The 24367-nt window shown below is 34.8% G+C and carries 25 protein-coding genes and 1 pseudogene; 13 read left to right on the top strand and 13 right to left on the bottom strand.

Translation table 11 applies throughout. From position 1 onward, the window contains the following. Positions 1-4: 4 nt before the first annotated feature. The 10 genes and pseudogenes from H599_RS21305 to H599_RS0102640 all read right to left on the bottom strand — a co-directional run bounded on the left by H599_RS21305 (position 5) and on the right by H599_RS0102640 (position 8524). Positions 5-1285 (bottom strand): efflux RND transporter permease subunit, encoded by a 1281-nt coding sequence (locus H599_RS21305; RefSeq protein ID WP_035141063.1) that lies wholly within the window; start codon positions 1283-1285, stop codon positions 5-7. An 11-nt stretch (positions 1286-1296) separates the two neighbouring features. Continuing rightward, on the bottom strand, positions 1297-1761 hold the full coding sequence (locus H599_RS0102680; RefSeq protein ID WP_026712702.1) for a heme-binding domain-containing protein: 465 nt from the start codon (positions 1759-1761) through the stop codon (positions 1297-1299). Between the two features lies 1 nt (position 1762). Then, on the bottom strand, positions 1763-2323 hold the full coding sequence (locus H599_RS0102675) for a DUF3347 domain-containing protein (RefSeq protein WP_026712701.1): 561 nt from the start codon (positions 2321-2323) through the stop codon (positions 1763-1765). Between the two features lie 55 nt (positions 2324-2378). After that, a pseudogene (locus tag H599_RS19100) lies at positions 2379-2714 on the bottom strand (heavy-metal-associated domain-containing protein); the annotation flags it as partial. Between the two features lie 143 nt (positions 2715-2857). After that, positions 2858-3229 carry a hypothetical protein gene (locus H599_RS0102665; protein ID WP_026712700.1) on the bottom strand — a complete coding sequence of 124 codons (372 nt, stop codon included), beginning with the start codon at positions 3227-3229 and terminating at the stop codon, positions 2858-2860. Between the two features lie 90 nt (positions 3230-3319). After that, positions 3320-3661, bottom strand: coding sequence for a phage holin family protein (locus H599_RS0102660; RefSeq protein WP_026712699.1), 342 nt, complete (start codon positions 3659-3661; stop codon positions 3320-3322). Positions 3662-3748: 87 nt separating this feature from the next. Then, a complete protein-coding gene (locus H599_RS20475) occupies positions 3749-5665 on the bottom strand; it encodes a family 43 glycosylhydrolase (RefSeq protein WP_155960730.1) in 1917 nt (638 codons plus the stop codon). Between the two features lie 13 nt (positions 5666-5678). Next, positions 5679-6776 (bottom strand): glycoside hydrolase family 43 protein, encoded by a 1098-nt coding sequence (locus H599_RS0102650; RefSeq protein ID WP_081810490.1) that lies wholly within the window; start codon positions 6774-6776, stop codon positions 5679-5681. 144 nt (positions 6777-6920) lie between these two features. After that, a complete protein-coding gene (locus tag H599_RS0102645) occupies positions 6921-7682 on the bottom strand; it encodes an alpha/beta fold hydrolase (RefSeq protein ID WP_026712696.1) in 762 nt (253 codons plus the stop codon). A 128-nt stretch (positions 7683-7810) separates the two neighbouring features. Beyond that, positions 7811-8524, bottom strand: a complete 714-nt coding sequence (locus H599_RS0102640) for a pyridoxine 5'-phosphate synthase (protein WP_026712695.1) — start codon at positions 8522-8524, stop codon at positions 7811-7813. A gap of 115 nt (positions 8525-8639) precedes the next feature. On the opposite strand from H599_RS0102640, the gene H599_RS0102635 reads away from it, so the two are divergent. The 8 genes from H599_RS0102635 to murI all read left to right on the top strand — a co-directional run bounded on the left by H599_RS0102635 (position 8640) and on the right by murI (position 16935). After that, a complete protein-coding gene (locus H599_RS0102635) occupies positions 8640-9296 on the top strand; it encodes a CBS domain-containing protein (protein ID WP_026712694.1) in 657 nt (218 codons plus the stop codon). A gap of 5 nt (positions 9297-9301) precedes the next feature. After that, positions 9302-10186 carry an NAD kinase gene (locus H599_RS0102630; RefSeq protein ID WP_026712693.1) on the top strand — a complete coding sequence of 295 codons (885 nt, stop codon included), beginning with the start codon at positions 9302-9304 and terminating at the stop codon, positions 10184-10186. A gap of 170 nt (positions 10187-10356) precedes the next feature. Beyond that, positions 10357-11040, top strand: coding sequence for a type IX secretion system protein PorG (gene porG / locus H599_RS0102625; protein ID WP_026712692.1), 684 nt, complete (start codon positions 10357-10359; stop codon positions 11038-11040). Between the two features lie 4 nt (positions 11041-11044). Continuing rightward, complete coding sequence (locus tag H599_RS0102620; protein ID WP_026712691.1) at positions 11045-11785, top strand: isoprenyl transferase; 741 nt, start codon at positions 11045-11047, stop codon at positions 11783-11785. Then, positions 11718-14468 carry an outer membrane protein assembly factor BamA gene (bamA, locus tag H599_RS0102615; RefSeq protein WP_026712690.1) on the top strand — a complete coding sequence of 917 codons (2751 nt, stop codon included), beginning with the start codon at positions 11718-11720 and terminating at the stop codon, positions 14466-14468. The genes H599_RS0102620 and bamA overlap by 68 nt, the downstream gene beginning before the upstream one ends. Before the next feature lie 37 nt (positions 14469-14505). Further along, positions 14506-15522: an OmpH family outer membrane protein gene (locus H599_RS0102610; RefSeq protein WP_026712689.1), complete on the top strand. Its 1017-nt coding sequence runs from the start codon at positions 14506-14508 to the stop codon at positions 15520-15522. Positions 15523-15548: 26 nt separating this feature from the next. Continuing rightward, positions 15549-16049 carry an OmpH family outer membrane protein gene (locus H599_RS0102605; protein ID WP_026712688.1) on the top strand — a complete coding sequence of 167 codons (501 nt, stop codon included), beginning with the start codon at positions 15549-15551 and terminating at the stop codon, positions 16047-16049. 112 nt (positions 16050-16161) lie between these two features. Further along, positions 16162-16935, top strand: coding sequence for a glutamate racemase (gene murI, locus H599_RS0102600; RefSeq protein WP_026712687.1), 774 nt, complete (start codon positions 16162-16164; stop codon positions 16933-16935). A 1-nt stretch (position 16936) separates the two neighbouring features. Here the strand turns inward: murI and H599_RS0102595 are convergent, their stop codons facing one another. Next, on the bottom strand, positions 16937-18178 hold the full coding sequence (locus H599_RS0102595) for a PorV/PorQ family protein (RefSeq protein WP_026712686.1): 1242 nt from the start codon (positions 18176-18178) through the stop codon (positions 16937-16939). Beyond that, the gene (locus H599_RS0102590; protein WP_026712685.1) at positions 18179-19501 is read right to left on the bottom strand and encodes a DUF4270 family protein; all 1323 of its coding nucleotides are present in this window, start codon (positions 19499-19501) and stop codon (positions 18179-18181) included. Positions 19502-19764: 263 nt separating this feature from the next. On the opposite strand from H599_RS0102590, the gene H599_RS0102585 reads away from it, so the two are divergent. The 5 genes from H599_RS0102585 to H599_RS0102565 are packed head-to-tail and all read left to right on the top strand — an operon-like array spanning position 19765 to position 23757. Then, a complete protein-coding gene (locus H599_RS0102585; RefSeq protein WP_155960729.1) occupies positions 19765-20580 on the top strand; it encodes a DUF6268 family outer membrane beta-barrel protein in 816 nt (271 codons plus the stop codon). A 15-nt stretch (positions 20581-20595) separates the two neighbouring features. Beyond that, entirely contained in the window at positions 20596-21600 is a 1005-nt protein-coding gene (locus tag H599_RS0102580) for a Kelch repeat-containing protein (RefSeq protein WP_026712683.1), read from the top strand. Then, positions 21590-21946 (top strand): DUF4907 domain-containing protein, encoded by a 357-nt coding sequence (locus H599_RS0102575; protein WP_026712682.1) that lies wholly within the window; start codon positions 21590-21592, stop codon positions 21944-21946. Before H599_RS0102580 ends, H599_RS0102575 begins: the two co-directional genes overlap by 11 nt. After that, positions 21947-23035: a sensor histidine kinase gene (locus H599_RS0102570; RefSeq protein WP_026712681.1), complete on the top strand. Its 1089-nt coding sequence runs from the start codon at positions 21947-21949 to the stop codon at positions 23033-23035. It abuts the gene before it with no gap. A gap of 5 nt (positions 23036-23040) precedes the next feature. Then, positions 23041-23757, top strand: coding sequence for a LytR/AlgR family response regulator transcription factor (locus H599_RS0102565; protein ID WP_026712680.1), 717 nt, complete (start codon positions 23041-23043; stop codon positions 23755-23757). A gap of 95 nt (positions 23758-23852) precedes the next feature. Here H599_RS0102565 and H599_RS0102560 read toward each other — a convergent pair whose 3' ends face one another. Then, positions 23853-24365: a gamma carbonic anhydrase family protein gene (locus H599_RS0102560; RefSeq protein ID WP_026712679.1), complete on the bottom strand. Its 513-nt coding sequence runs from the start codon at positions 24363-24365 to the stop codon at positions 23853-23855. Positions 24366-24367 lie beyond the last annotated feature (2 nt).

The following is a 24367-nucleotide window of genomic DNA, read 5'->3' as shown; positions in this document are numbered from 1 at the left end:
CCGCTTATTGAATTATACCTTTTTCTTCCTGTTTTTCCGAAAGTCCCCGATAGGCATTTTCAACCATAACAATTCCGTCATCCACTACAACACCAATTGCCAGAGCAATTCCGGTGAGCGACATAATATTGGAAGAAATTCCAAAAGCTTCTAAAAGAATAAACCCCACAGCCACCGAAATAGGCAATTGTATCAGGATAATCAATGCGCTGCGCCAATGAAAAAGGAAAAGAAGAATTACGATAGATACTGCAATCATTTCCTCTATCAAAGTTCCTTTAACCGAATCGATAGCCTTTTCAATCAGCTCGCTGCGATCGTAAGAAGTTTTGAAAGTAACGCCTTCCGGCAAACCTTTTTCGACTTCTTTCATTTTGACTTTTACAGCCTCAATAACTTTATCGGCATTCTCTCCGTATCGCATGACCACAATTCCGCCTACTACTTCTCCTTCGCCATTGCCATCAAAAATTCCCAGACGCAAATCGCCACCCATTTGTACCGAACCGATATCACTCACCTTTACCGGTACCGAATTGTAATTCTTGATGGCTATGTTCTCAATATCTTTGATATTTTTAATATAGCCCAATCCTCTCACAATATAAGCCCGGTCGCTCATTTCGAATTTTCTTCCGCCTACATCGTTGTTACTGGTTTTTACCGCCTGCATCACTTCCATCATACTGACATTGTAGTATTGCATTTTGAGTGGATCCAAAACCAGCTGGTATTGTTTTTCAAACCCTCCAAAAGAAGCTACTTCGGCTACTCCCGGAACAGTTTGCAAAGCAAATTTCACATACCAATCCTGTAAAGCGCGCTGCTCTCCCAAATCCATTCCATCTGTTTCCAGATGATACCAAAACACATGACCTACTCCGGTTCCGTCAGGCCCCAGAGTGGGTACCACATTTTGAGGTAAGAGACGCTGAGCATAATTCAATCGTTCCAATACCCGGGTTCTTGCCCAATACGGATCAACCTTGTCCTCAAAAATGATATAAACAAAGCTCATCCCAAACATCGAGGAAGCGCGGATATTTTTAATTTTTGGAATTCCCTGTAAATTGGAAACTAGCGGATAGGTCACCTGATCTTCAATTACCTGCGGACTTCTTCCCATCCACTCCGTAAAGACGATAATTTGATTTTCAGACAAATCCGGAATAGCATCAATAGGATTTTGTTGTACACTGTAAACGCCCCAACCAAATAAAAAAGCGGAAATCAACAGAACAATTATCCTGTTTTGTAATGCCAGTGCTATTATTTTTTTGACCATTTTTCTATATTTTATAACGAGATACTATCTTTTATTTTATTCATCCAATAAATTACTTCCTTTTTTTGAGCGGTCGTAAGAATTGCTTCTTTATGGATTAAAGTATATGAACTTAAAGGCATTTCATCTGATTTTATTTGTTTCACAATTCCATCCAATTTACTTTTTTGCTTTCGTTTAGAATAATTTCCAAATTCATCAAAGTTTAAATCCTTTTTTCCCTTCTCTATATGACTATCCATAAAAAAACGTATTGGCTGAATATTAGAATACCAAGGATAATAAGTGTTATTACTGTGACAATCATAACAAGAAGTACGTAAAACAGTCTTGATATTCTCAGGAACTGTATACACCCTGACAAAACTTTCAGTCATCTCTTTTTTACTGCCTTCATTACGAGAAGGCTGATACAACTGCATCAGCAAAAAAACAATTGTCCCAATAAAAAGTATCCTTTTGGTAATCTTTTTCATTTTAGAATTCTTTTTTTACAGAACCACAGCTAAGCATTTGTGAACCAAAATATGGATTTTTGATTTCTTCTTTTTCACTTATCCAAACAGCTCCTTTGTTTTCATCTGCCATTGGACAAAAATCCAAATAGAGCTTTTTATTGGTTCCAAATAATTCAATTAAATCCTCTATATCCTTACTTAAGGTTACAAAATGCTCTCTTTGATGCGCTATATTGTCAGCATTTGCACCTATGTGATCGGCATGTTCTTTGGCATCTTCTAAAATATCAGCATATTCTTTTTTTAATTCCTGCTCTATTTTATCAGTATTTAAATCGTTTAATGTTACTGCTAATTCTTTTCCTGACTGAGCGGCTTCTTCTGAATTGTCTTCAACTAAAGCATTTTTCAATTTTAGATAATTGTCCAAAATAGTTTCTATCGAAAAAGAAGTCTGGCTTTTCTTAGTTGTTGGTTGGTTACTCTCCTCAACTGTCTCTTTATTTCCTGATTTGTTATCCTTACATGAAGCAAAAACTACCATCAGAACTAATATGCTTATTTTTAAAATATTTTTCATTTTTATATCTTTTAATTGTTTTGTTGTTTAATCTATTTTAATCCTTTTTTTAATTTCTATCGTATTGACAACAACCAGGAAGGGCATTGTAAGCGGCAGCTGAAGCTTTATTTTTTTTACTGTCGTAACCCGCAGCAGCAATGCGCTTTAAAATCTCCTCTTGGTTTGTTTTCTCCACATTATACGTTATAGTAGCTATTTTTGTCTCCTTATTCCAATTAACCTCAGCCACGTCCTTAAGATTTCCGGCTTTTTCGATTGTCTTTTTACACATTCCACAGTTTCCGTATATTTTTACCGTTTCAGTTTTTGCATTTTTTATTTGTGCCTGTACAGCAACACCTGACAACAATACAATGATTGCCATCAATACTTTTTTGATTGATTTCATGATGTTAAATTTAATAAGAGAAAATAGTTAACCAATAGCAAAACGGTTCAAAAAACCATTATGACATTGTACTAACAAAAAAATGAATGGGTAAAGCAAATATGCTTTGAATTTGATGCACTTTTGGCTATCAAAAAAGAAGTTTAGCCTATTTTAGGAATAAGCCAAAGAGAGGTATATCCGTCCGAAAGAACAGATATTAATGAAGAAAAATTTTGTTTTTTTGAAGAAAAACCAAAATGCGTTTGCAGCATTTCGTATGCTATTGAAGTGGTATTTCCAATATTCACGGAAGACACACCACACATTGCTTGTCCGCATTTACCGGAACAACCTTTATGACCTTTGGTTTCTTTAGATTTAGAATCTTTACAGCAACAAGCTTTCATTTTGGTTTTAGAAGACATTTCCATTTTACAGGAATGCTTACCTGAACCTGATCCACAAGCATAGGCTTTTGCCGGCAACAAAAAAAAGCCTAAAAGCAAAATCAATATGAGGCAGAATTTATTCATTTCTAAATCGTTAATGCTACAAAGTTACTATTTTTTATATTGTATAAATAAAAGCCAAAGTCATTTATGCTTTTTTTATACTTTCTAATTTTACTTATCTCCGATAAAAAGATTGACAATCGATTGGGAAACCGACAAAATAATACTGAATAACAGCGCTGTAAAAAAAGTATCTACATCAAAACCTCCCACAATATTATCGCAAAGTATAATAATCAAACCATTAATAACCAGCAAAAATAATCCTAATGTAACAAAAGTAATTGGCAACGTAAACAAAACCAAAATAGGTTTGATAAAAATATTCAGCAAGCCCAAAACAATAGCTACAAAAATGGCTGTTGAAAAACTGGCTACATGAACGCCTTTCATAAAGTGCGAAATCAGTAATACCAAAATGGAAGTAGTAAGTACTCTTAAAATTAATTTCATTTACCGTATTTTAATAGGTCAAAAATACTCTTTTTTAGATTACAGCAATTTGTTTTAAAAAGAAATTGCTGTAATCTGTTTAGAATCTTATTTTGAAACACCTTCAGAAGTCATCATAACTCTTTTTAAACTCCCATCAGTATTATATTCTAATTGATCAATACAAACCGAGCGGCTGTAACTTCCGCCGTTAGTTTGAATGGCACCGTTGTGATAAATAAAATAAGGTTTCCCTTTAAACTCTAAAATCGCCTGATGATTGGTGTTAGAATTTCCGGCAATTTCGTTTAATATTCCTTGATATTCATAAGGTCCTTCAATAGAATCTGCCATAGCGTATGCTATTTTTTCCGGAAAACCGCTGGCATAACTCAGGTAATATTTACCATTCTTTTTGTGTACCCAAGGCGCTTCGGTAAATTGTAATCCATTAAAATCAATTTTCTTAACCGGACCATCAATTTCAATCATATTTTCTTTTAGTTTGGCATAATAACAAACCCCATTCCCCCAAAACAACCAGGCTTGCCCGTCATCATCAATAAAAACAGCAGGATCGATACAAGTCCAACCATGAGTAGAAGCAAAACAATCAGCATTTGTTAAAAGTGGTTTCCCAATTGCATCTTTATAAGGACCTTGAGGCCTATCAGCTACTGCTACACCTATTCCGGAACCATTGGTACTGATATACCAATAATACTTTCCATTTCTTTTAATGGCTTGTCCGGCATAAGCATCATTGGTTTTATCCCATTTAAAATCTTCTATTTTCAACGGAACAGGATATTCGGTCCAATTTTCCAAATCGGTCGTTGAAAAAACCAACCAATCTTTCAATTTATAACCCTTTTGTCCACCTTCAAAATCATGTCCGGTAAACAACCACAAAGTATCGTTCTCCACGAAAGCGGCAGGATCTGCGGTATATTTATGCTTGATAATCGGATTCCCTGTGGATTGAAAACGATACAATCCGTCTTCTGACAACAACAAACTTTGAGGCACTCCACCCCATTTTTCGTTCAATTGTTGTGCTTCTTCCTTAGTTATACTAATCACACTTCCGTGTCTCGGAAAGAAATCTTTAGTAAAAGATTCGGTCTTTTCAGTAAAATGATACAAATCTTTAGAACGCTGAAACTCATATCGCCCGCTTGAATACAAATCATACATCAAAATATACTCATCACTGTTATTTAATTTAAATACAGAAGAACCTTCTACACCGGTTTTATCATTCGCATAAGCATCCAAGTACTCAAAACTTTCTTTCCAAGGTCCTAAGAGTTTTTTACTTGTTGCTTGTTTAATTCCGTTTTTTATTTCTTTTCCGTTTGCATCTTTGGTATTTCCTTTATAAAACAAATGATACACTCCGTCTTTATAAATGATATCGCCATCAATAGCACCATCTTTGGCACTGTACAATAATTTTGGTTCTGCTTCCAGAGCAGTAAAATCTTTATTGGCATAGGCACAATAAAAATCCAATTTTTCATTGTATTTGAAACGTACCGTAAAGTATACCAAATACTTTTTGGCTTTTGCATCGTAAAAAGTTTGCGGTGCCCAAACCCATTTGATATCCTTAAATTTCTTAGGATATAATTTTTCCAAATCAATAACCGATGATTTCCAGTCCAAAAGATTTTTTGATTGCATCAGGACGATTCCAGGATTATAATCCCATCCATTTTTCTTAGTATTCATATCAGTTGCAACGATATAAAATCCGTTTCCATCTGCTTTTCTAAGAATATGCGGGTCACGAATTCCGCCGGTATTAGAAATATCTTTTGACGATATAATAGATTCATTATTATTTAATGCTCTCCAGTTTACCGCATCTTCACTCACAGCAAAACGCAACTGTTCCTGCTGACTGGCAGCACCTTTTCCTTCAAAATAAGCAAAAAGATAGCCTTTAAAATCTTTGTTTTGAGCGTACAAATTGGATAAACTTAATACCGTAAAAAAGACAATTTTATATACTTTTTTCATACTTTTCTAATTCTTAAAATAAAAAATTCAAATTCCAATGTTTGGCCAAACGTTCGGCTTCTTTTTTAGTCAAATGGATCACCGCTCCGTGTTTTTGAACTGAAAAATTAGTACGCTTCATAACTCCCTCATCAAAATGCCCCAAATTGGTGAAATTTTTAAAATCACTAGTTTCAGCAAACCCGAAATTATGTGGGTTTACACTAAAAATATCGTACATCAGCACCCATTTATTATCACTTAAACGTTTAAAAACATTTGGCGCTTCACATGATTTCTTTTCAAAATCAATTTGTTCCGGCTGATATACATAACCCGAGTTAATACTTTTTGAAAATGCCATTTTTATACCACCCGGATTTTCCTGAGCTACATACATCATACAAAATCTTCCATCAGGCAGTTTGGTAATGTCTGCATCCAAAATCTGTTTCGTACTATCAGGATATTCAAAAAGAATTTCAGGAGTGGTTTCCAAAGCTGTAAAATCTTTATTCATATAGGCATAATACAACTTAGTTTTCCCTTTTCCTTTTCGCATCGTAAAATAAATCATAATTCTGTCCTTTGCTTCATCATAAATCAGCTCAGGCGCCCAAACACAACCTACATTCCATTCCGGATAAGCCTTATCGATATCTAAAATAGAATGCGACCAATGAATCAAATCTTTGGATTTCATCAAAACCAAATCACGGTTATTTCCCCAGTCGTATTTTTCTCCCGGACGCTCCCACTCGGTATCGCGATAGCCTTTTTGTTTGCCATAAATATGCAAATCAGTCATCGCAATATAAAAATAACCGTCGTTACCGCGCATGATATAAGGATCCCGAATTCCTTTTTGTTCAGCAATCGTATCGCCCGCAATTACGGGCTTGGCATTATTCACATCGGTAAAAGTATAGCCGTCTTTACTCAAAGCAAAGTATAATCCGTGAGTGTCGTCTTTAAAATAAGTTAGTAAATAGGCGGCCATTTTGTCTTTTGAGGTATTACTTTTTCCGTTTTTCACCGAACTACAGGCAGAAAAAAGAAAAATGCCTCCCAAAAGCATTGCCAACTGTTTGACAATTTTATGTTGCCCTAAAAAAAGATTGAATATTTTCATTTGAATTGGTTTATAGATTTTATGGTTAATTTTAGTTAGGTAACAAACTTAAGTGTTTTTTTTACATTTATCAAAATAACAAATAAAAAAAAAACAGCAACTTCAAAAAAAGTTACTGTTTCTATATTCTTAAAATCGAAAAGATTATTTCAAAAACGAAATTACCATTTGATAAAACAAAGCAGGATTCTCAGCATGCAACCAATGTCCGGCATTTGGTATAGTTTTTAATTGCATCAGCGGAAAATGTTCTCTGATACTTTCAATATCCGAATCTAAAACATAATCCGAATTCCCTCCGCGAATAAACAATGTAGGTTTATCGAATACTAATCCATTTGGTAATGCCACACCAATTTCCTCAATTTTTTCATTAAAAACAGCCAGATTAAAACGGAATGCTAATTGTCCCGGTTCCAGCCAATAAAGGTTTTTTAATAAAAATTGTTTGGTTCCAAAATCATGGATATACTGACCAATAATTGCTTCCACCTCTGCTCTAGTTGGTTTTACAGAGAAATCAACCGCATTCAAAGCAGCTAAAATAGCTTGGTGGTGTGGTGCATAATATTTTGGACCAATATCGGCCACGATTAACTTATCGACTAAATCAGGGAAACGCGTAGCAAAAAGCATAGCAATTTTCCCGCCCATAGAATGACCTAAAATGTTGATATTCTCTAAAGCATGTTCCTGACAATAGGCAAAAACATCCTCAACCATCAACTCATAATTAAATTCATCCGACTGAAAACTGCGCCCGTGATTGCGCATATCCAGCATGTGCACCTGAAAACCTTCGCTGGCAAACTGCTGCCCTAAGGTTTTCCAATTGTCTGACATTCCCAGAAATCCGTGTATAATTAAAAAAGGTTTTCCTTCGCCTTCTATTTTTGAATATAACATTTATTAGATTTTAAAAATTATTTCGCAGAGATTCACAAAACAGACACAGAGATACACTAAGCTATTTAAAACCACTCCTTCTTTGTTACTCTCTGCGAAATCCTTGACGTATCTTTGTGAAACAAAAATTATTTTAATTTTCGCAAGTACATGTTCACTACGTTTTCCAAACCAAGATATAAAGCTTCGGAAATCAATGCGTGACCGATGGAAACTTCCAATAATCCCGGAATATTTTGTTTAAAAAACTGAATATTATCCAAACTCAAATCATGTCCGGCGTTGATTCCTAATTCTAATTCGTTAGCCAATTTGGCTGCGGTCACATACAGATCAATTCCTTTTTCGTTTCCTAAACTGTATTGATGAGCAAAAGATTCGGTATACAATTCAATGCGGTCAGTTCCAGTTTTCTTAGCACCTTCAATCATTTCCAAAACGGGATCCACAAAAATAGAAGTACGGATTCCGTTGTTTTGAAATTCCTGAATCATTTCGGTTAAATAAGCCTGATTTTTTACGGTATCCCAACCTGCAGAAGAAGTAATCGCTCCGATAGCATCCGGCACTAAAGTCACCTGATCCGGTTTGCACTCCAAAACTAAATCCACAAAATTATGCTGCGGATTGCCTTCAATATTGTATTCGGTATAAACTATCGCTTTCAAATCGCGGGCATCCTGATAACGAATGTGACGCTCATCGGGACGTGGATGAATAGTGATTCCCTGTCCCCCAAATTTTTGAATATCGCTGGCTACTTTTAATAAATCGGGTACATTTCCACCGCGTGCATTACGCAAAGTAGCTATTTTATTGATGTTTACACTTAATTTTGTCATTAGAACGTATTTTGATTACGAAAAACTATATTTTGGTTACAAAAATACAAAGTAAAAGCTAGGCGTTTTTGCCTTTTTTTGATTATTTTGCATAAAAATTGAGCCCTCAAAGAAAATGGAAATTACAAATTACATAACAAATGATTTCAAACCTATTGACAGTCAGGAAACTATTGAGGTCGCAAGAGATTTTTTGAGCGATTTCAATTTTTCGCATTTCCCTGTTGTCGAACATGGCGTTTATATCGGAAGTATTTCGGCAGAAGATGTGGAAACTTTTGATGAACAAAAAAAAGTCGCCGACTACAAATACAGCCTGGAAACTTTTTTCATCAGAACCGATGCGCTTTGGTTAGAAGTTTTAGAAGTTTTTGCCAAAAATCATTCTAATTTGATTCCGGTTTTAGACGAAAACAACAAATATGTAGGCTACTACGAAATGGAGGATATTATTAATTTCTTCCACCAGACTCCTTTTATTAAAGAGCAAGGGGTTATCATTAAAATCAGAAAAGGGATTTTAGATTATTCCATGAGCCAAATCACGCAGATTGTTGAAAGCAACAACGGAAAACTTCTGGGTTTGTTCATCTCTGAATCGGATATCAACAGTGTGGAAATTACCATAAAAATAAGCTCAGGAGCTATCAACGAAATTATCCAGACTTTCAGAAGATACAATTACGAAATCATATCCGAACATCACGAAGATTCTTATATCGCTAATTTAAAAGAACGTTCAGACTATTTAGACAAATATCTTAACATGTAACCTCAATGAAAATAGCCATTTACGGTCAATATTATCAAAATAGTACAGAACCTATCATCAAAGACATCTTCGTTTTTTTTAACAAAAGAAATATCGAAATTGTTATCGAATCCAATTTTCTGGCTTTAATTCAGGAAAAAAAAATCATCGAAAAAGAATACAAAACTTTTTGTTCGCATACCGAACTGGATTCCAGTTTTGACATGTTACTCAGCATTGGCGGTGACGGAACTATTTTAAGAGCAGCCACTTTAGTTAGAAATTCCGGCATTCCAATTTTAGGAATCAACGCCGGAAGACTGGGTTTTCTTGCCACAGTACAAAAAGAAAATATCGATGAATTTTTACAAATGGTTCTTGACAAAAAATACACCCTTTCTAAAAGAACCTTATTAAGCCTTACTTCTTCGCCAGAGAACGAAGCTTTAAACGATATTAACTTTGCCATGAATGAAGTTTCGGTGAGCCGAAAAGACACTACTTCGATGATTACTATTGATACCTATCTGAATGGCGAAATCTTAAATTCCTATTGGGCTGATGGCTTAATTATTTCAACTCCGACGGGTTCTACAGGCTATTCTTTAAGTTGCGGAGGACCAATACTTACGCCGGATGTTACCAGTTTAGTAATCACTCCTATTGCTCCACATAACCTGAATGCCAGACCTCTGGTAATTCCTGACGATACCGAAATTAAACTAAAAGTATCCGGCAGGGAAGAAAATTATTTGGTTTCTCTTGATTCCAGAATTACATCAGTAGGCAATGAAACCATTTTAACGGTAAAGAAAACCCCTTTTCAAATTAACATGGTCGAAATTCCCAATGAAACCTTCTTAAAAACCTTAAGAAGTAAATTGCTTTGGGGAGAAGACAAAAGAAATTAATTTTTTCAGTTGCCATTTATACAATATCATTCGTTTTTAGCGTTTTAGTACAACAAAAAACAAATTCCCATTAAAACAAGCGTATCTTTTTTCAAAAAAAAGTACATTTATTTTATTGGGCATTGATTCGTATTGATAATTATTATATTTGCAGGCAATTTTCTATGAAAATGAAAAAAATTTTAAGCGTACTGGTAGTTTTTTTTCTATGCACAAAAGCACAGGCTCAAATACATGAAATAGGTGTTTTTCTGGGTGGCAGCAACTACATTGGCGATGTGGGCAAAACTACCTATATTGCTCCAAATGAGCTTGCTTTTGGAGTTTTGTACAAATGGAACAGAAGTCCGAGACATGCTTGGAGAATTTCCTACATGCAGTCAACAATAAGTGCTGACGATCTGGATTCTGAAGAACCCGGCAGAAGTCTGAGAGGCTATAATTTTGAAAATAGCATAAAAGAACTATCTTTAGGGCTTGAATTCAACTTTTTTGATTTCAATCTTCATACTTTAGCACAAAAATTCACCCCTTATGTAAGCTCCGGAGTGAATTTCTTTACGTATGAAAATATGTATATTGAATTAGGAGAAACAAAAAAAATAAACAGAAAGAACTCCATTGCAATCCCAATGATTCTTGGAATAAAAACAAATATTTCCAGAAGTTTGGTACTTGGAGCTGAAGTAGGAGCCCGATATACATTTTCGGACAATCTTGACGGGAGCAATCCTAAAAAAGAAAATCTGAGTGCATTTCGGTTTGGAAATTTAAATAATAATGATTGGTATGTTTTCTCAGGTATAACATTAACCTATACCTTTGGCGAAAAACCCTGCTATTGTCCGCAATAAAAAAATGAGTGTATTAAATACAATAAATAAAGATAATCTCCCAAAACACCTTGCCATTATCATGGACGGCAATGGGCGATGGGCTAAACAACAAGGTCTTTTAAGAACAATTGGCCACGAAAACGGCACCAAATCAGTACGAATCACCATCGAGAACTGTGCAAAATTAGGAATTGAAAACCTGACTTTATATGCCTTTTCGACCGAAAACTGGAACCGGCCTAAATTAGAGGTTGAAACCTTAATGAAGTTATTGATTAAATCTTTGCAAAAAGAATTAATTACTTTGCAAAACAACAACATCCGACTTAACGCCATCGGGAATCTCGATATGATGCCAAAATCGGCTCAGAAAGAGCTTCTGGAGGTGATGGAAAAGACCAAGAATAATACTCAAATGACCCTGACACTTGCCCTCAGTTATGGTTCCAGAGAAGAAATAGTTAGCGCTGTAAAAAAGATTGCAGATAAAGTTAAAAATAATATAATTTCAATCGATTCTATTGACGATTCAATTATTAATAAGCATCTTTACACGCAAAATTTACCTGATGTAGATTTATTAATCAGAACGAGTGGAGAACACAGGATAAGCAATTTTCTATTATGGCAAATTGCTTATGCTGAATTGTTTTTTTCTGAAGTTATGTGGCCTGATTTCAGAGAGGAGCACCTTTATGAGGCGCTTATTAGTTATCAAAAAAGAGAACGTAGATTTGGAAAAACAAGTGAACAAATTAAATAATTTTTTAGTGTTGAATAAGAGTATCAAAGCATTACTTACCCTTGTTTTTTTGGGTAGTTTTTCACAAATAAAGGCACAAGACAGAGTACCATTCGACCAAGGTAAAAAATACATATTGGCTAAAGTTGAACTCACTAACAAACTTAGTTTTAATGACCAAACCGTGGTAACATTTGCCGGTTTGCAAAAAGGCCAGGAAATCACCGTACCCGGAGAACAAATTAGTGCAGCCATCAAAAAACTGGGAAAACTGGGGCTTTTTGATGAAATTGCATTTTACATCAATCACATCGACAACGATAGTATTTATCTGGATCTGGACATTAAGGAACTTCCTAAACTAAATGACGTAAAATTTGTTGGCGTTAAAAAAGGAAAAACCGAAACCTTCATCAAAGACAATGGTTTGACAAAAGGAAAAGTAGTCAATGAAAACCTCATTACCACAACTAAAAATTACATTGAAAACAAATACAAAAAAGACGGTTATTTTAACACCAAAGTTAATATCAATACTGTAAAAGACACTACTGCCGGTAATTTAGTAAATATGGTGGTTAGCGTTGACAAAGGTGATAAAATTAAAATCAGCCATATTGATTTCGTGGGCAACAGCAAGTTGACAGACAAAAGCCTGCGCAAGGCCATGAAAAACACCAAACAAAGAAATCCTATCCGATTACTAAAAGCTTCTAAATTTGTAAAAGACAAATACAAAGAAGACTTAGAAAAAGTAATCGAAACCTACAAAGAAAAAGGTTATCGTGATGCCCGAATTGTTTCGGACAGCGTAACTTACAATAAAGAAAAAAACAAGCTGGCTATTAAGATTCATGTTGAAGAAGGGAACAAATATTACTTTGGAAACATCAAATTCTTAGGAAACACCGTATATTCTGACCAACAATTAAATCGTTATTTAGGCATCAAAAAAGGAGAAACTTACAACGGTGTTTTATTAGAAAAAAGAATTGCCGACAAAACAAAACCGGATGGAGAAGACATTACTAATTTATACCAAAACAACGGATATTTGTTCTCAAGCATCAATCCGGTTGAGGTAAAAACGGCTAACGACACAATTGATTTCGAAATCAGAATCACCGAAGGACCGATTGCCTATTTTAACCACATTACAGTAGTAGGAAATGACAAAACCAATGACCGCGTTATTTACCGTGAATTAAGAACAAAACCAGGAGAAAAATACAGCAAAGAAGAATTGGTAAGAACCGTTCGTGAAATTGGACAATTAGGTTATTTTGACCCGGAAGCGATTGATCCAAAATTCAAAAACGTTGATGGTGCTGCCGGAACGGTTGACATCGAATACAACTTAGTAGAAAAAGGATCGAGCCAAATCGAACTTCAGGGAGGTTACGGAGGCGGAGGTTTCATTGGAACCTTAGGACTTTCGTTCAATAACTTTTCAGCCAGAAACATTGGAAACAAAGCCGCCTACAAACCACTTCCAATGGGAGACGGTCAAAAAGTTTCTTTACGTTTACAGGGAAGTACTTATTTCCAAACTTATAGTGTTTCTTTCTCTGAGCCTTGGTTTGGACAAAAAAAACCAGTACAATTTAGTACCTCGATTTCATACAGTAAGCAATTCTTAAACAACTATATTACTTACAAAGTAGATAAATCAAAAAGCTTTAACATCTTTACCGTATCGGTAGGACTTGCTAAAAGATTAACCGTTCCGGATGATTTCTTTGTATTGTCACAGGCAATTAGTTACCAAAACTATGATTTGAACAATTACAATACCGGTTTGTTTACTTTTGGAGACGGATCATCTAAAAACTTTGCTTACACTATTGGACTTTCGAGAAGTAACAAAGGGGTAAATCCAATTTTCCCAAATTATGGTTCTGAATTTAGTATTTCGGCTAAAGTTACCCCTCCTTATTCCTTATTCAACGGTGTGGATTATGCCAACTTAAAAAACCAGAAAGAAAACAAATTACAATATGATTCTTCTAATCCAACTCGTGTAACATTGGATCAAAATTACACTTACACTAATGGGGAATATTTAAAAGAAACCTATAGCGGATCCGGAGTATATACCAAAGCTACTTCTGCTGACGATGCTTCGGCAGATGCCTCTAAAGTGGATCAAAAGAAATTTAATTGGCTGGAATATTATAAAATTAAATTCAAAGCCGACTGGTATACAAAAGTTTATGGTAAATTTGTTTTAAGAACATTAACTGAATTTGGATTCCTGGGTGCCTACAATCAGGACAGAGGACTGGTTCCTTTTGAACGTTTTTATGTAGGAGGAGACGGAATGGCTAACTACTCTATGGATGGTAGAGAAACGGTACAGTTGAGAGGTTACCAAAACAACTCTTTAACCCCAATCAATAGTGCCGGGCAACAAATTGGAGCTACAGTATATAATAAATTCTCTATGGAATTACGTTATCCTATAACATTAAAAGCAGCAGCCTCAATTTATGCCTTAGCATTTTTAGAAGCGGGTAATTCATTTGAAAGCTTTAAAACTTACAATCCGTTTGACATTAAACGTTCGGCGGGTGTGGGTCTGAGAGTATTCATGCCGGCATTTGGTTTATTAGGAATTGATTTTGGTCACGGATTTGATGCTATGCCAGGAACAACAACACCTAGCGGATGGCAAACCCATTTCATCATTGGACAGCAATTCTAAAAAATTGGTTTCTGATTTTTTCTAATACTTAAAAGCTATGAGAAAACATTTTTTATTTCTATTTTTAGCCGCTTTAGCCAGCAACAGCCTTAGCGCGCAGGCACGTGGCAACCGTGTGGGTTTTATAGACATGGAATACATTTTAGAAAATGTAAATAGCTATAAGGAATCGAATGCGCTTCTGGAAGAAAAAGCAGAGAAATGGAGACAGGAAACAGAAGCTAAAAAAACAGAAATTAACAAGGTTAAAGAAGCCCTCGCAGCCGAGAAGCCGCTTTTAACTAAATCATTAATCGAAGAAAGAGAAACCGAAATCACGTTTCTGGAAAACGAATTATTAGATTTACAACAAAAACGTTTTGGCCCAAACGGCTTATTAATGAATCAAAAAGCATTATTAGCCAAACCGATACAGGATCAGGTTTTTACTGCCGTTCAGGACATTGCTGAAGCAAAAAAATATGATTTCATATTTGACAAATCCTCTGACTTAACGCTGCTTTTCGCCGACAAACGATTTGACATCAGCGATCAGGTGTTAAGAGTCATTAACCGAACTGAAAAAAGAGAACAGCTAAGCAAAAAGGAATTAGCAGCCGAACAGGAAAAAGAAAATAAAGAAGATGCTATATCCGATAATCCGGAACTTGCCGAAAGACAAAGAATCTTAGACGAAAGAAAAGCGGCAAGAGATAAAATTATGGCCGACAGAAAAGCTGCTATAGAACAAAAGAAGAAAGAATACGAAGAAAGAAGACAAAAAATATTAGACGAAAGAGCCGCTAAAAAAAATGGCACGGTTTCTGAAACAGCTAAAACAGCAGCCGCTGTGACTACTGCTAAAACAACAGTTAAAAAAGACACCACCGCTACAAATGCTCCAACAGAAGCCGAATTAGCCCGACAAAAAGCAGAAGAAACAAAAGCTAAAACACTGGAAGAAAGAAAAAAAATTATTGAAGACCGTAAAAAAGCATTAGAAGAAAGAAGATTAAAAATTATCCGAGAAAGAGACTCTATCAAAAAAGCTAGAGAAGAAAAATTAAAACAATAAATTAATTACTTAATATTTTAAAACCAATGAAACAAATTAAAACTTTATTAATTGCCGCTCTTTTCGTTTTAGGAGCAAACCAAACCATCAATGCACAAGCAAAGACTGCCCATGTAGATGTTAGTGAGATTATGGCAAAAATGCCGGCTATGCTAGATGCTCAAAACCAATTAGAAAAACTCAGCACTACATACGACGCCGATTACAAAAAAATGGTAGAAGAATACCAGGCTAAATTAAAAAAATACGAAGCTGAATCTTCTACAGTAACTGACGCTGTAAACGGAGAACGTTCTAAAGAGGTTCAGGACATGCAAAAAAGAATTGTTGACTTTAGAGATAACGCTCAAAAAGAATTGCAACAAAAAGAATCTGACATCGTAAAACCATTAATGGAAAAAGTAAGAGCTTCTATCCAAAAAGTAGGTAAAGCTAAAGGCTTCCAATACGTTTTAGACGGTTCTTCACTTTTATTAGCTGATGGTCCAAACATCACTGCTGACGTTAAAAAAGATTTAGGATTCTAAGATTCTGATTCTAAAACATATTAAAAAACCGCTCTTTTTGTATGCAAAAACGAGCGGTTTTTTTACAGCTTATTTTTAGGAAAATTAATTCATAGCTATTAAATTTGTTGCAATGGACAACAAACAACCCATAGGTGTTTTTGACTCCGGCATTGGAGGAACTTCGATTTGGAAAGAGATACATCATCTTTTACCTAACGAAAAAACAATCTATTTAGCCGACAGCAAAAACGCTCCTTATGGAGAAAAATCCAAAGAAGAAATCATTCGGTTAAGTATGAAAAACACCGATTTTTTACTCGACATGGGTTGCAAATTAATCGTTGTAGCCTGCAATACGGCAACCACCAATGCCATCAGAGAATTAAGAGCAAAATACAATGTTCCATTCATTGGTATCGAACCTGCCATAAAACCAGCTGCCATAAACTCCAAAACCCAAATAATAGGCATTCTGGCTACAAAAGGAACCCTAAACAGCGAGTTATTTAACAAAACCACCGAAATGTTCTTTGAAACTAAAATCATTGAACAAATTGGTTATGGATTAGTCGAACTCATTGAAAATGGTCAAATCGATTCTCCTGAAATGGAACAATTGCTTCGCTCCTATTTAAATCCAATGATTGAAGCCAATATCGATTTTCTTGTACTGGGCTGCAGTCATTATCCCTATCTCATCCCTCAAATAAGAAAAATTATCCCCAATCATATTCAGATAATCGATTCTGGTTTGGCCGTGGCAAGACAAACGCAAAATATATTAAAAGAAATCGGTTTTAATCCGGATAACAACAACGAGCCCATTTTTTATACCAATACCAACCCAAAAGTTTTAGAGAACATCCTGGGCAGCGAGTACATAGTACAAGAAAAAGATTTTTAACCTAATCAAATTTTCTTTTTACAAACCAAATTCCGTCTAAAGACAGATTAAGCGATATTTTGTGATAATTCTCTTTTATCAGTCCGTTACTGATTCTTCCTTTTTGTCCATAAGAATACGAAATATTCAACACTGAAAAAGTATTCTCAATTGGCAACGAAACCCCAAAAGAAATCGCTGTATTTTCTATCCTTTTATTATCTATTTCCAAAAATCCGGTATCATAACTGAAACCTGTTGAAAACTGAATACCATCAAAGTAACTTCTTTGATTTTTCCCTCTTCGATAAGACAATCCCATCTTAAATTTTTCCTGATTCAAATAATTCCCGTACAAATCGGCCTGATTGGTATTTCCCCAAAAAGCCATTTCATAATCCATCGTCAGATTCAGATTATTTTTAAATTTCTTACTTAATCCCGCCGAAAATTCGAAAGGCAAATAATAATCATCCGTATCGGATGCTGCATTAGTTTCCACCGTATTTGATGCTTCCAACTCTGAATTATACGTAACCACCGATTGGACTTTAGTAGCATTTACTTTTGCGGGAGATTTCAATGTAGTTCCAATCGTAAAAGTGGAATCAATTTTAAATTGGCCGCCAAAATTAAATCTCGTACCATTATAAGACGATTCTTTAGCGATAGTCGTGATCGAATTGGAGATGATATATTCTCTGGAATCCTTGGTGCTTCCAAAAAGAATTGAGGTCGATAAACCCAAAGACAATTTATTTCCAATGCGGTGTGCATAAGAAATATCAAAATTATTCAATCCTCCGGTTCCCGTAGCGCTTAAAGTGTATTCTTCATTACTGTCCTGAATAGGTAACTTATAATCAGAGATTTTAAACCCGGCACTCGAATAAGGTTTTAAAGCTACACTTACTGCCGATTTAGAACTTAACGGAAAAGCAAAAGCAATATGTGAAAACTGCACATTATTGCGGCTTTCTTTTCTGGATAAATTTTGATACGAAGTCTGAATCGCATTACCTCCCACATCAAAAATAAAATGATTTTTATACATGAATCCCAAAGAAGCCGGATTCAAATTATTAATAAATCTATCAGACGGCAAAGCTGCTCCGGAACCTCCAATACCCGGAAGCGAACCAAAATCGGATTCATACAAACTTCCTAATCCGAAAATAGAATACGGAGAACTGGACAAACTTTGTGCATAAGAGCTAAAAGATGCGACAATCAAAAAGCTTATTATTGCGATTATTTTTTTCATCTAATAAGAGATATAATATATTTTCAACTGAACTTTATTACCGGTATTTTTTTGATTCCCTAACACCAAACGATCTACAGCCTTAGAAATATTAGGAATCGTTAAAATCAAAGACAATCTGGAATCGGATTGCTTAATCATTTCGTTTTGCATAAAAGTTCCCAAAGGAATGCTGTAACCAATATTTTCGTCAAACTCGTCATTATCTTTATTCAACACTGCATAAATGGGATAACCGGAAGACGAATTCAAAGTTCCTTTCAATCGGTTTAAATCATCAGCGAGATAAACATTCAAAGAATCAGCTAGCGGATACACAGCCGAATATGTATTATTCACTGGTCGGATAACTAATTTCGCATCCACAATAGCCCCTTTTTCTGTAATATATTTCAACTGCTTAATATTAGGAAAATCAATTCTGCAAGCCAGTCCCGTACCTGACTGGATAAAGGATTTGTTCTCGGTTAGATTACTGGACAAACGCTCCGTGGTTCCTGGCAAATCTTTCAAAACCGTTCCGGTTCGGTCTAAAGTAATTCGGTTAAATTGCTTTGAAGCATCCGTAATAGTGAATTCTTTCAAGATGGAAGTTTGTGCATCGGTTACTTTTTTCGAATAATACAATTGCATCAAACTCGTCGTTTTAAAACCCATCACACAAGAAGAGGTTTCTGACACCGAACGAATAACTAATCCTTTGAAATACTCAATAAACTGATCTTCGGTAGTAATCTCACGCTTTTTTAATTTTTGAAAAAGAGCCTCACCAAAAGTAGTATCCAGTTTTACAAAAATACTGTCCTGTCTTAAAGGCATGGAACTAAAAGTAACCGTGGCAAGACTGTTAGAATCATAACTCAAAGCCGAATTATTATAAAAACTATCGTCATCCGTATTCGGTTTTACCTTTTGCAACAAACGATGAATACTTATTGACTGAGTCTTAGTGGTATCGCTGTAATAATATTTATCCGGAATTAATACCATTCGAATAGAATCGAAAACATAATTAGCCCCTTCCAAATCCGAACTGGTGGTCTGCAAAGCAAAACTTGAAGAACTTAACTGAAAATAACTATCCGATTTTACTTTTCCAAATATAGGATCATCATAATTCCCCAAAAGAATTCTGCTTTGACCGGAAGTAGCCAGGGAATCAAAATTAATCGTCGAAACCTCAACAGTAGCGGTATCAATTAAAACAACCTTATTCGTAATCGCTAAATTATCTGAGCCTACGACAAATTCTCCCGCATCAACATCCGAATTACACGAAGTGAACAACGCTCCAAAAATCAAGACTATAATGAATCTGTACATAAAAAATTTTTGAACAAATATAGCAGAGCACCTTCTACAAAGCCTAACAACATATACAATCCCGTATTTTATATCTATAAATTCCTTTTTTTTATCTACATATCCAAATAGAAAATCCAAATCGGATTCAACGGAATAAAACGGGGTTTTGTCTATGAAAAAAAGGTATCTATATATCTTCTTTTTTTAAAATAAGGAATGCACATACTTTTGAAGCAATAAAAAATTAAATGAAATTAAAATATTTTATAAGCCTGATTTGTATGATTTCAATTCTCAAAACAACAGCTCAAAGTGGCTATTCTTTAGAATTGAACATTAAAACCGTTCCTGCCGAAATGACTACAAAAAATGAAACAGGAGCCAGTTTTTCATTGTATGACAATTGGAATACCAAAAATAAAATAAGCAATACAATCAGCTATAAAAACACAGGACTCAATTTTGACTTAGACGATTACTATTCAAACGACATAGATTATCGTTTGAACCGAATAGAAAACAATTTGGAATTGAGTCATAAATTCAACAAAAAATTAAGTCTCGATTTAGAATTTAAAACTGTCGCGGCTTTTGAAAACAATTTCGGCATTTCAGACGTTAGCATTTTTGGAGGAGCCGAAATACGTTATTCATTTAACGAAAAAAACAGCCTGGAGTTAGGTGTAAAAAGAATGCGTGTTTTTGGAAAAGCAGCCATATTACCTACTCTTGCTTTTTACAGCAAACTCAATCCGGACACTGATATTGAAATTGGATTTCCTAATTCGGCAATTCATTATTCAAACAACGAACGCAACCATTTTAACCTAACCAATAGTTTTGATGGGGAATATTACAAATTAGATCAAAGCAAAAAAATCGAGAGCAATCAGACGGCTTCGAGAATCAGTTTTTCTCAAATGACAACAGTATTTGAATACGAAAGAAATATAGATAAAAATTGGTTTCTAAGTTTTCAGGGTGGGTATCAGTTTAACAAAAAATACAGATTAACAGATAATAGAGGAACAACAAAATTTAATTTCGATGCTAATGATGGAACCCTTTTCAATATTGGCATAAAATACAAACAATAACAAATAAACTAAATTATGACTATTTTTAAAGGAAGAACACTAATCGCCATGCTATTGATGAGTTTGGTATTTGTAGGTTGCAGCAATGATGACGATGAAGAATTGACTGGTAACTGGATCAAAAAATCCTCATTTGACGGCCCGGCAAGATCAAGCGCAGCGAGTTTCGTTATTGGTTCTTATGCTTATGTGGCTACAGGATATACCGGAGATGAATATCTAAAAGACCTTTGGGCCTATAACTCTGATGGTGATTATTGGGAACAAAAAGCCGATTTTACAGGTATTGCCCGAAGTTCCGCTTCAGGATTTAGCATTGACGGAAATGGTTATATCGGACTTGGTTATGACGGAATAAACAAATTAAACGATTTTTTTCAATACAATCCAGACAATAACACCTGGACTCAAAAAGCGGATTTTACAGGAACAGCTCGTTATTCGGCTGTTGGATTTCAGGTAGGCGGAAAAGGGTATTTTGGAACCGGATACGACGGAAACTACCTGAAAGATTTCTATCAGTATGATGCTAATTCCGACACCTGGACACAATTAAATGGTTTTAGCGGAAATAAAAGAAGAAATGCAGCTGTTTTTGTAATTGACGACAAAGCTTATTTAGGAACCGGAGTTAACAACGGTTCTTATCAGGTGGATTTTTGGATGTTTGATCCAAGTGACGAAAGCTGGACCCGAAAACGTGATATCGATCAGGATACAGACGATGATGAATCTTACAACGACGATTACGTAATTGTACGTTCGAATGCTTCTGCATTTACGATGAACGGATTAGGTTATATTGCCTGCGGTGAAAGTTCGAAAACAATTTGGGAATACGATCCGGCAACTGATGTTTGGAAAGAAAGAACTGCGCTTGAAGGTTCAGGAAGAACTGATGCAATAGGATTCTCAATCAACGAAAGAGGATTTGTTTTACTAGGACGTTCCGGTTCTTCTTATTATGATGATATTTGGGAATTTAGACCACAAGACGAACAAAATGACGATGACAACTAATACAAAAACAAAATTCTTCTGGGGCATTTCCCGGAAGAATTTTTCATTCAGCACAGCCAAAACACTTATTTTAAGCAGCTTTTTACTGATTCTCCTGGCCTGTAACCACAACAAAGGATTAACTTTAGAATCCTTAAAAACCGACAATGGCTGGGGTTATATTATTAAAAACAACGATAAAATTATTATCAAACAGTCGATAATTCCAGTAATTCAAAATCAAAAATCATTTGAAAACGAAGAAGATGCACTAAAAGTTGGTAATTTAGTACTCAAAAAACTGGAAGCACATTCATCGCCGACAATTACAAAAAAAGATTTAATTTTATTATCAATTAAAACCTAAATGAACTTAGAGGGCATCACCACCAACAACCATTCAAACAAAATACTGATACACAGTATTGTTTGGTGCTTTTTAATAATTGCCTCACTGTTACCTTTTTATCAAAACTTCACCGGAATTAACGCCGAATTTTACGTTCAGTGGTCCAGTGGCATCTTATTATTTTATGCCAATTATTTTTATTTTGTACCTAATTTACTTTTGCAAAAAAAATACGTCGCTTATCTGGGAATCATCTTCGGAATTATAGCTATTTTAACCTCTATTAAAATCGTTTATTTTAGTCCGGATTTTCATAATTTACCACAACATCAGCGAATATTTGATATTCACGGAAAAGAAATCATTCGTGACAAACGTTTTTTAAGAAAACCTCCTCCGTTTTTTTTCAAATTTTTCCCTTCGCTTTTCTATCTGTTTATCATCACGATAAGTACTATTATTAAAACGCTTTCGGAATTTTACACCAATCAACAAAACAAATTAATTTCTGAAACCAGTAAAACTTCTACCGAGTTAAACTATTTAAGAAAACAAACCAATCCGCATTTTTTATTCAATGCTTTGAACAGTATTTATTCGCTGGCTTATAAAAAATCCGATTTAGTTCCCGATGCCATTGTAACTTTGTCCGAAATGATGCGCTATATGTTGTATGAAACTGACAACAAAGCAGTATCTTTAGAAAAAGAAATCAACTATATTAAAAACTATATCGAATTACAAAAATTACGATTAAACAATATTGAAAACATTTTTATAAATATTCACGGCGATACCCGAAACAAATCGATTGAACCTTTGTTACTAATTTCGTTTATCGAAAATGCCTTTAAATACGGCACCGATTACAAGGGAGCTGCTTTTGTAAAAATTAAAATTAGTATTGAAGACAATGTTTTGGATTTTTGGATTGAAAATAAAATAGAGAACCAGATAAAAGATCCTAACAATTCCGGAATTGGCCTGAATAATATAAAAAACCGACTGACTATTTTGTATCCTAATGCACATCAGTTACACATTAAACAAGAGGATAACAAATACAAAGTGTATTTAAAATTAGAACTAGAACCTTTGGAAAATTAAACAAAATGAAGTGCGTAATTATTGATGACGAACCTTTAGCAGTCGATTTAATTAAAGAATTTGTGAGCAAAGTAGAAAGTCTTGAACTCATCAATACTTTCAACAATGCTATTGATGCCATCGTGATGATTAACACTTCCAATGTGGATTTGATTTTTTTAGACATCGAAATGCCTCATTTTTCCGGAATTGATTTCCTGAATGCGATTGACAAGAAACCTTTGGTTATTTTCACCACTGCTTACTCTGACTATGCCGTAGAAGGGTTCAACTTGGGTGCGGTAGATTATTTGGTAAAACCAATTCCTTTTAACCGTTTTTTAAAATCGGTTATGCGGGCACAGCAATTATTTCTTTCCAATAAAATAGTTCCTAACACCACAACGCCAACAGTAGTTCCCGAAAACGAACCCGATTTTATGTTTGTGCGTTCGGAATACGAAAACGTAAAAATTAACTTTTCGGATATTTTATTTATTGAAGGACTGAAAGATTATGTAAAAATTTACACCACCGACAATAAATTTACGCTCACCTTAACCAGCCTAATCAAACTGGAAAACATGCTTTCTTCAAAAGGTTTTGCGCGAATTCACCGTTCATACATTATCAATATCAAATACGTAAAATCAATACAAAAAAACAAAGTCTTACTGGCCGACAAACGCATTCCTATTAGTGAAAGCTATAAAAATGCTTTCTTTGAAAAAATCAATTTGTAGTTTTTAAAATCCCAAACAGAAAATTCCAAATTCCAATATTATTCAAACTACATTGAAATTTGGAATTTAAAATATAGGTTTTTATATTTTGAAAATTATTCCTTAAACCAACTGGAATACATCAGATAATTATTGGCAATTCGCTCAATTTCGCCTGCAAAACCCGATTGATTTATATCTTTTACTTTTTTAGCCGGAACTCCCGCCCATATCGAACCGGATTCCACCACCGTATTTTGAGTAATTACGGCACCAGCGGCAATAATAGAATTACTTTCGATAGTGCAATTATCCATAACAATCGCTCCCATTCCTATCAAAACATTGTCATGAACCACACAACCATGCACAATGGCATTGTGCCCAATAGATACATTATTCCCTATAATTGTTGGATATTTTTGATAGGTACAATGAATCACAGCTCCATCCTGAATATTTACTTTGTTTCCAATTTTAATATAATTCACATCCCCACGCACCACCGCATTAAACCACACACTGCAGGAAGTTCCAAAACTCACATCCCCAACAATAGTCGCATTTTCAGCCACATAACAATCTTCCGGAATTAGTGGCAATTTTCCGTTAACCGATTTTATCAACATAA

It is taken from the genome of Flavobacterium daejeonense DSM 17708 (assembly GCF_000425425.1).
Lineage (GTDB): Bacteria > Bacteroidota > Bacteroidia > Flavobacteriales > Flavobacteriaceae > Flavobacterium > Flavobacterium daejeonense.
Note: the sequence above shows the minus strand (reverse complement) of the source record. Positions and strands in the feature narration are given on the sequence as shown.

Coding starts and splice junctions, on each gene's coding strand:
- H599_RS21305 (WP_035141063.1), bottom strand. CDS start 1,285: ATGGTCAAAAAAATAATAGCACTGGCATTACAAAACAGGATAATTGTT.
- H599_RS0102680 (WP_026712702.1), bottom strand. CDS start 1,761: ATGAAAAAGATTACCAAAAGGATACTTTTTATTGGGACAATTGTTTTT.
- H599_RS0102675 (WP_026712701.1), bottom strand. CDS start 2,323: ATGAAAAATATTTTAAAAATAAGCATATTAGTTCTGATGGTAGTTTTT.
- H599_RS0102665 (WP_026712700.1), bottom strand. CDS start 3,229: ATGAATAAATTCTGCCTCATATTGATTTTGCTTTTAGGCTTTTTTTTG.
- H599_RS0102660 (WP_026712699.1), bottom strand. CDS start 3,661: ATGAAATTAATTTTAAGAGTACTTACTACTTCCATTTTGGTATTACTG.
- H599_RS20475 (WP_155960730.1), bottom strand. CDS start 5,665: ATGAAAAAAGTATATAAAATTGTCTTTTTTACGGTATTAAGTTTATCC.
- H599_RS0102650 (WP_081810490.1), bottom strand. CDS start 6,776: ATGAAAATATTCAATCTTTTTTTAGGGCAACATAAAATTGTCAAACAG.
- H599_RS0102645 (WP_026712696.1), bottom strand. CDS start 7,682: ATGTTATATTCAAAAATAGAAGGCGAAGGAAAACCTTTTTTAATTATA.
- H599_RS0102640 (WP_026712695.1), bottom strand. CDS start 8,524: ATGACAAAATTAAGTGTAAACATCAATAAAATAGCTACTTTGCGTAAT.
- H599_RS0102635 (WP_026712694.1), top strand. CDS start 8,640: ATGGAAATTACAAATTACATAACAAATGATTTCAAACCTATTGACAGT.
- H599_RS0102630 (WP_026712693.1), top strand. CDS start 9,302: ATGAAAATAGCCATTTACGGTCAATATTATCAAAATAGTACAGAACCT.
- porG (WP_026712692.1), top strand. CDS start 10,357: ATGAAAAAAATTTTAAGCGTACTGGTAGTTTTTTTTCTATGCACAAAA.
- H599_RS0102620 (WP_026712691.1), top strand. CDS start 11,045: ATGAGTGTATTAAATACAATAAATAAAGATAATCTCCCAAAACACCTT.
- bamA (WP_026712690.1), top strand. CDS start 11,718: ATGAGGCGCTTATTAGTTATCAAAAAAGAGAACGTAGATTTGGAAAAA.
- H599_RS0102610 (WP_026712689.1), top strand. CDS start 14,506: ATGAGAAAACATTTTTTATTTCTATTTTTAGCCGCTTTAGCCAGCAAC.
- H599_RS0102605 (WP_026712688.1), top strand. CDS start 15,549: ATGAAACAAATTAAAACTTTATTAATTGCCGCTCTTTTCGTTTTAGGA.
- murI (WP_026712687.1), top strand. CDS start 16,162: ATGGACAACAAACAACCCATAGGTGTTTTTGACTCCGGCATTGGAGGA.
- H599_RS0102595 (WP_026712686.1), bottom strand. CDS start 18,178: ATGAAAAAAATAATCGCAATAATAAGCTTTTTGATTGTCGCATCTTTT.
- H599_RS0102590 (WP_026712685.1), bottom strand. CDS start 19,501: ATGTACAGATTCATTATAGTCTTGATTTTTGGAGCGTTGTTCACTTCG.
- H599_RS0102585 (WP_155960729.1), top strand. CDS start 19,765: ATGATTTCAATTCTCAAAACAACAGCTCAAAGTGGCTATTCTTTAGAA.
- H599_RS0102580 (WP_026712683.1), top strand. CDS start 20,596: ATGACTATTTTTAAAGGAAGAACACTAATCGCCATGCTATTGATGAGT.
- H599_RS0102575 (WP_026712682.1), top strand. CDS start 21,590: ATGACAACTAATACAAAAACAAAATTCTTCTGGGGCATTTCCCGGAAG.
- H599_RS0102570 (WP_026712681.1), top strand. CDS start 21,947: ATGAACTTAGAGGGCATCACCACCAACAACCATTCAAACAAAATACTG.
- H599_RS0102565 (WP_026712680.1), top strand. CDS start 23,041: ATGAAGTGCGTAATTATTGATGACGAACCTTTAGCAGTCGATTTAATT.
- H599_RS0102560 (WP_026712679.1), bottom strand. CDS start 24,365: ATGTTGATAAAATCGGTTAACGGAAAATTGCCACTAATTCCGGAAGAT.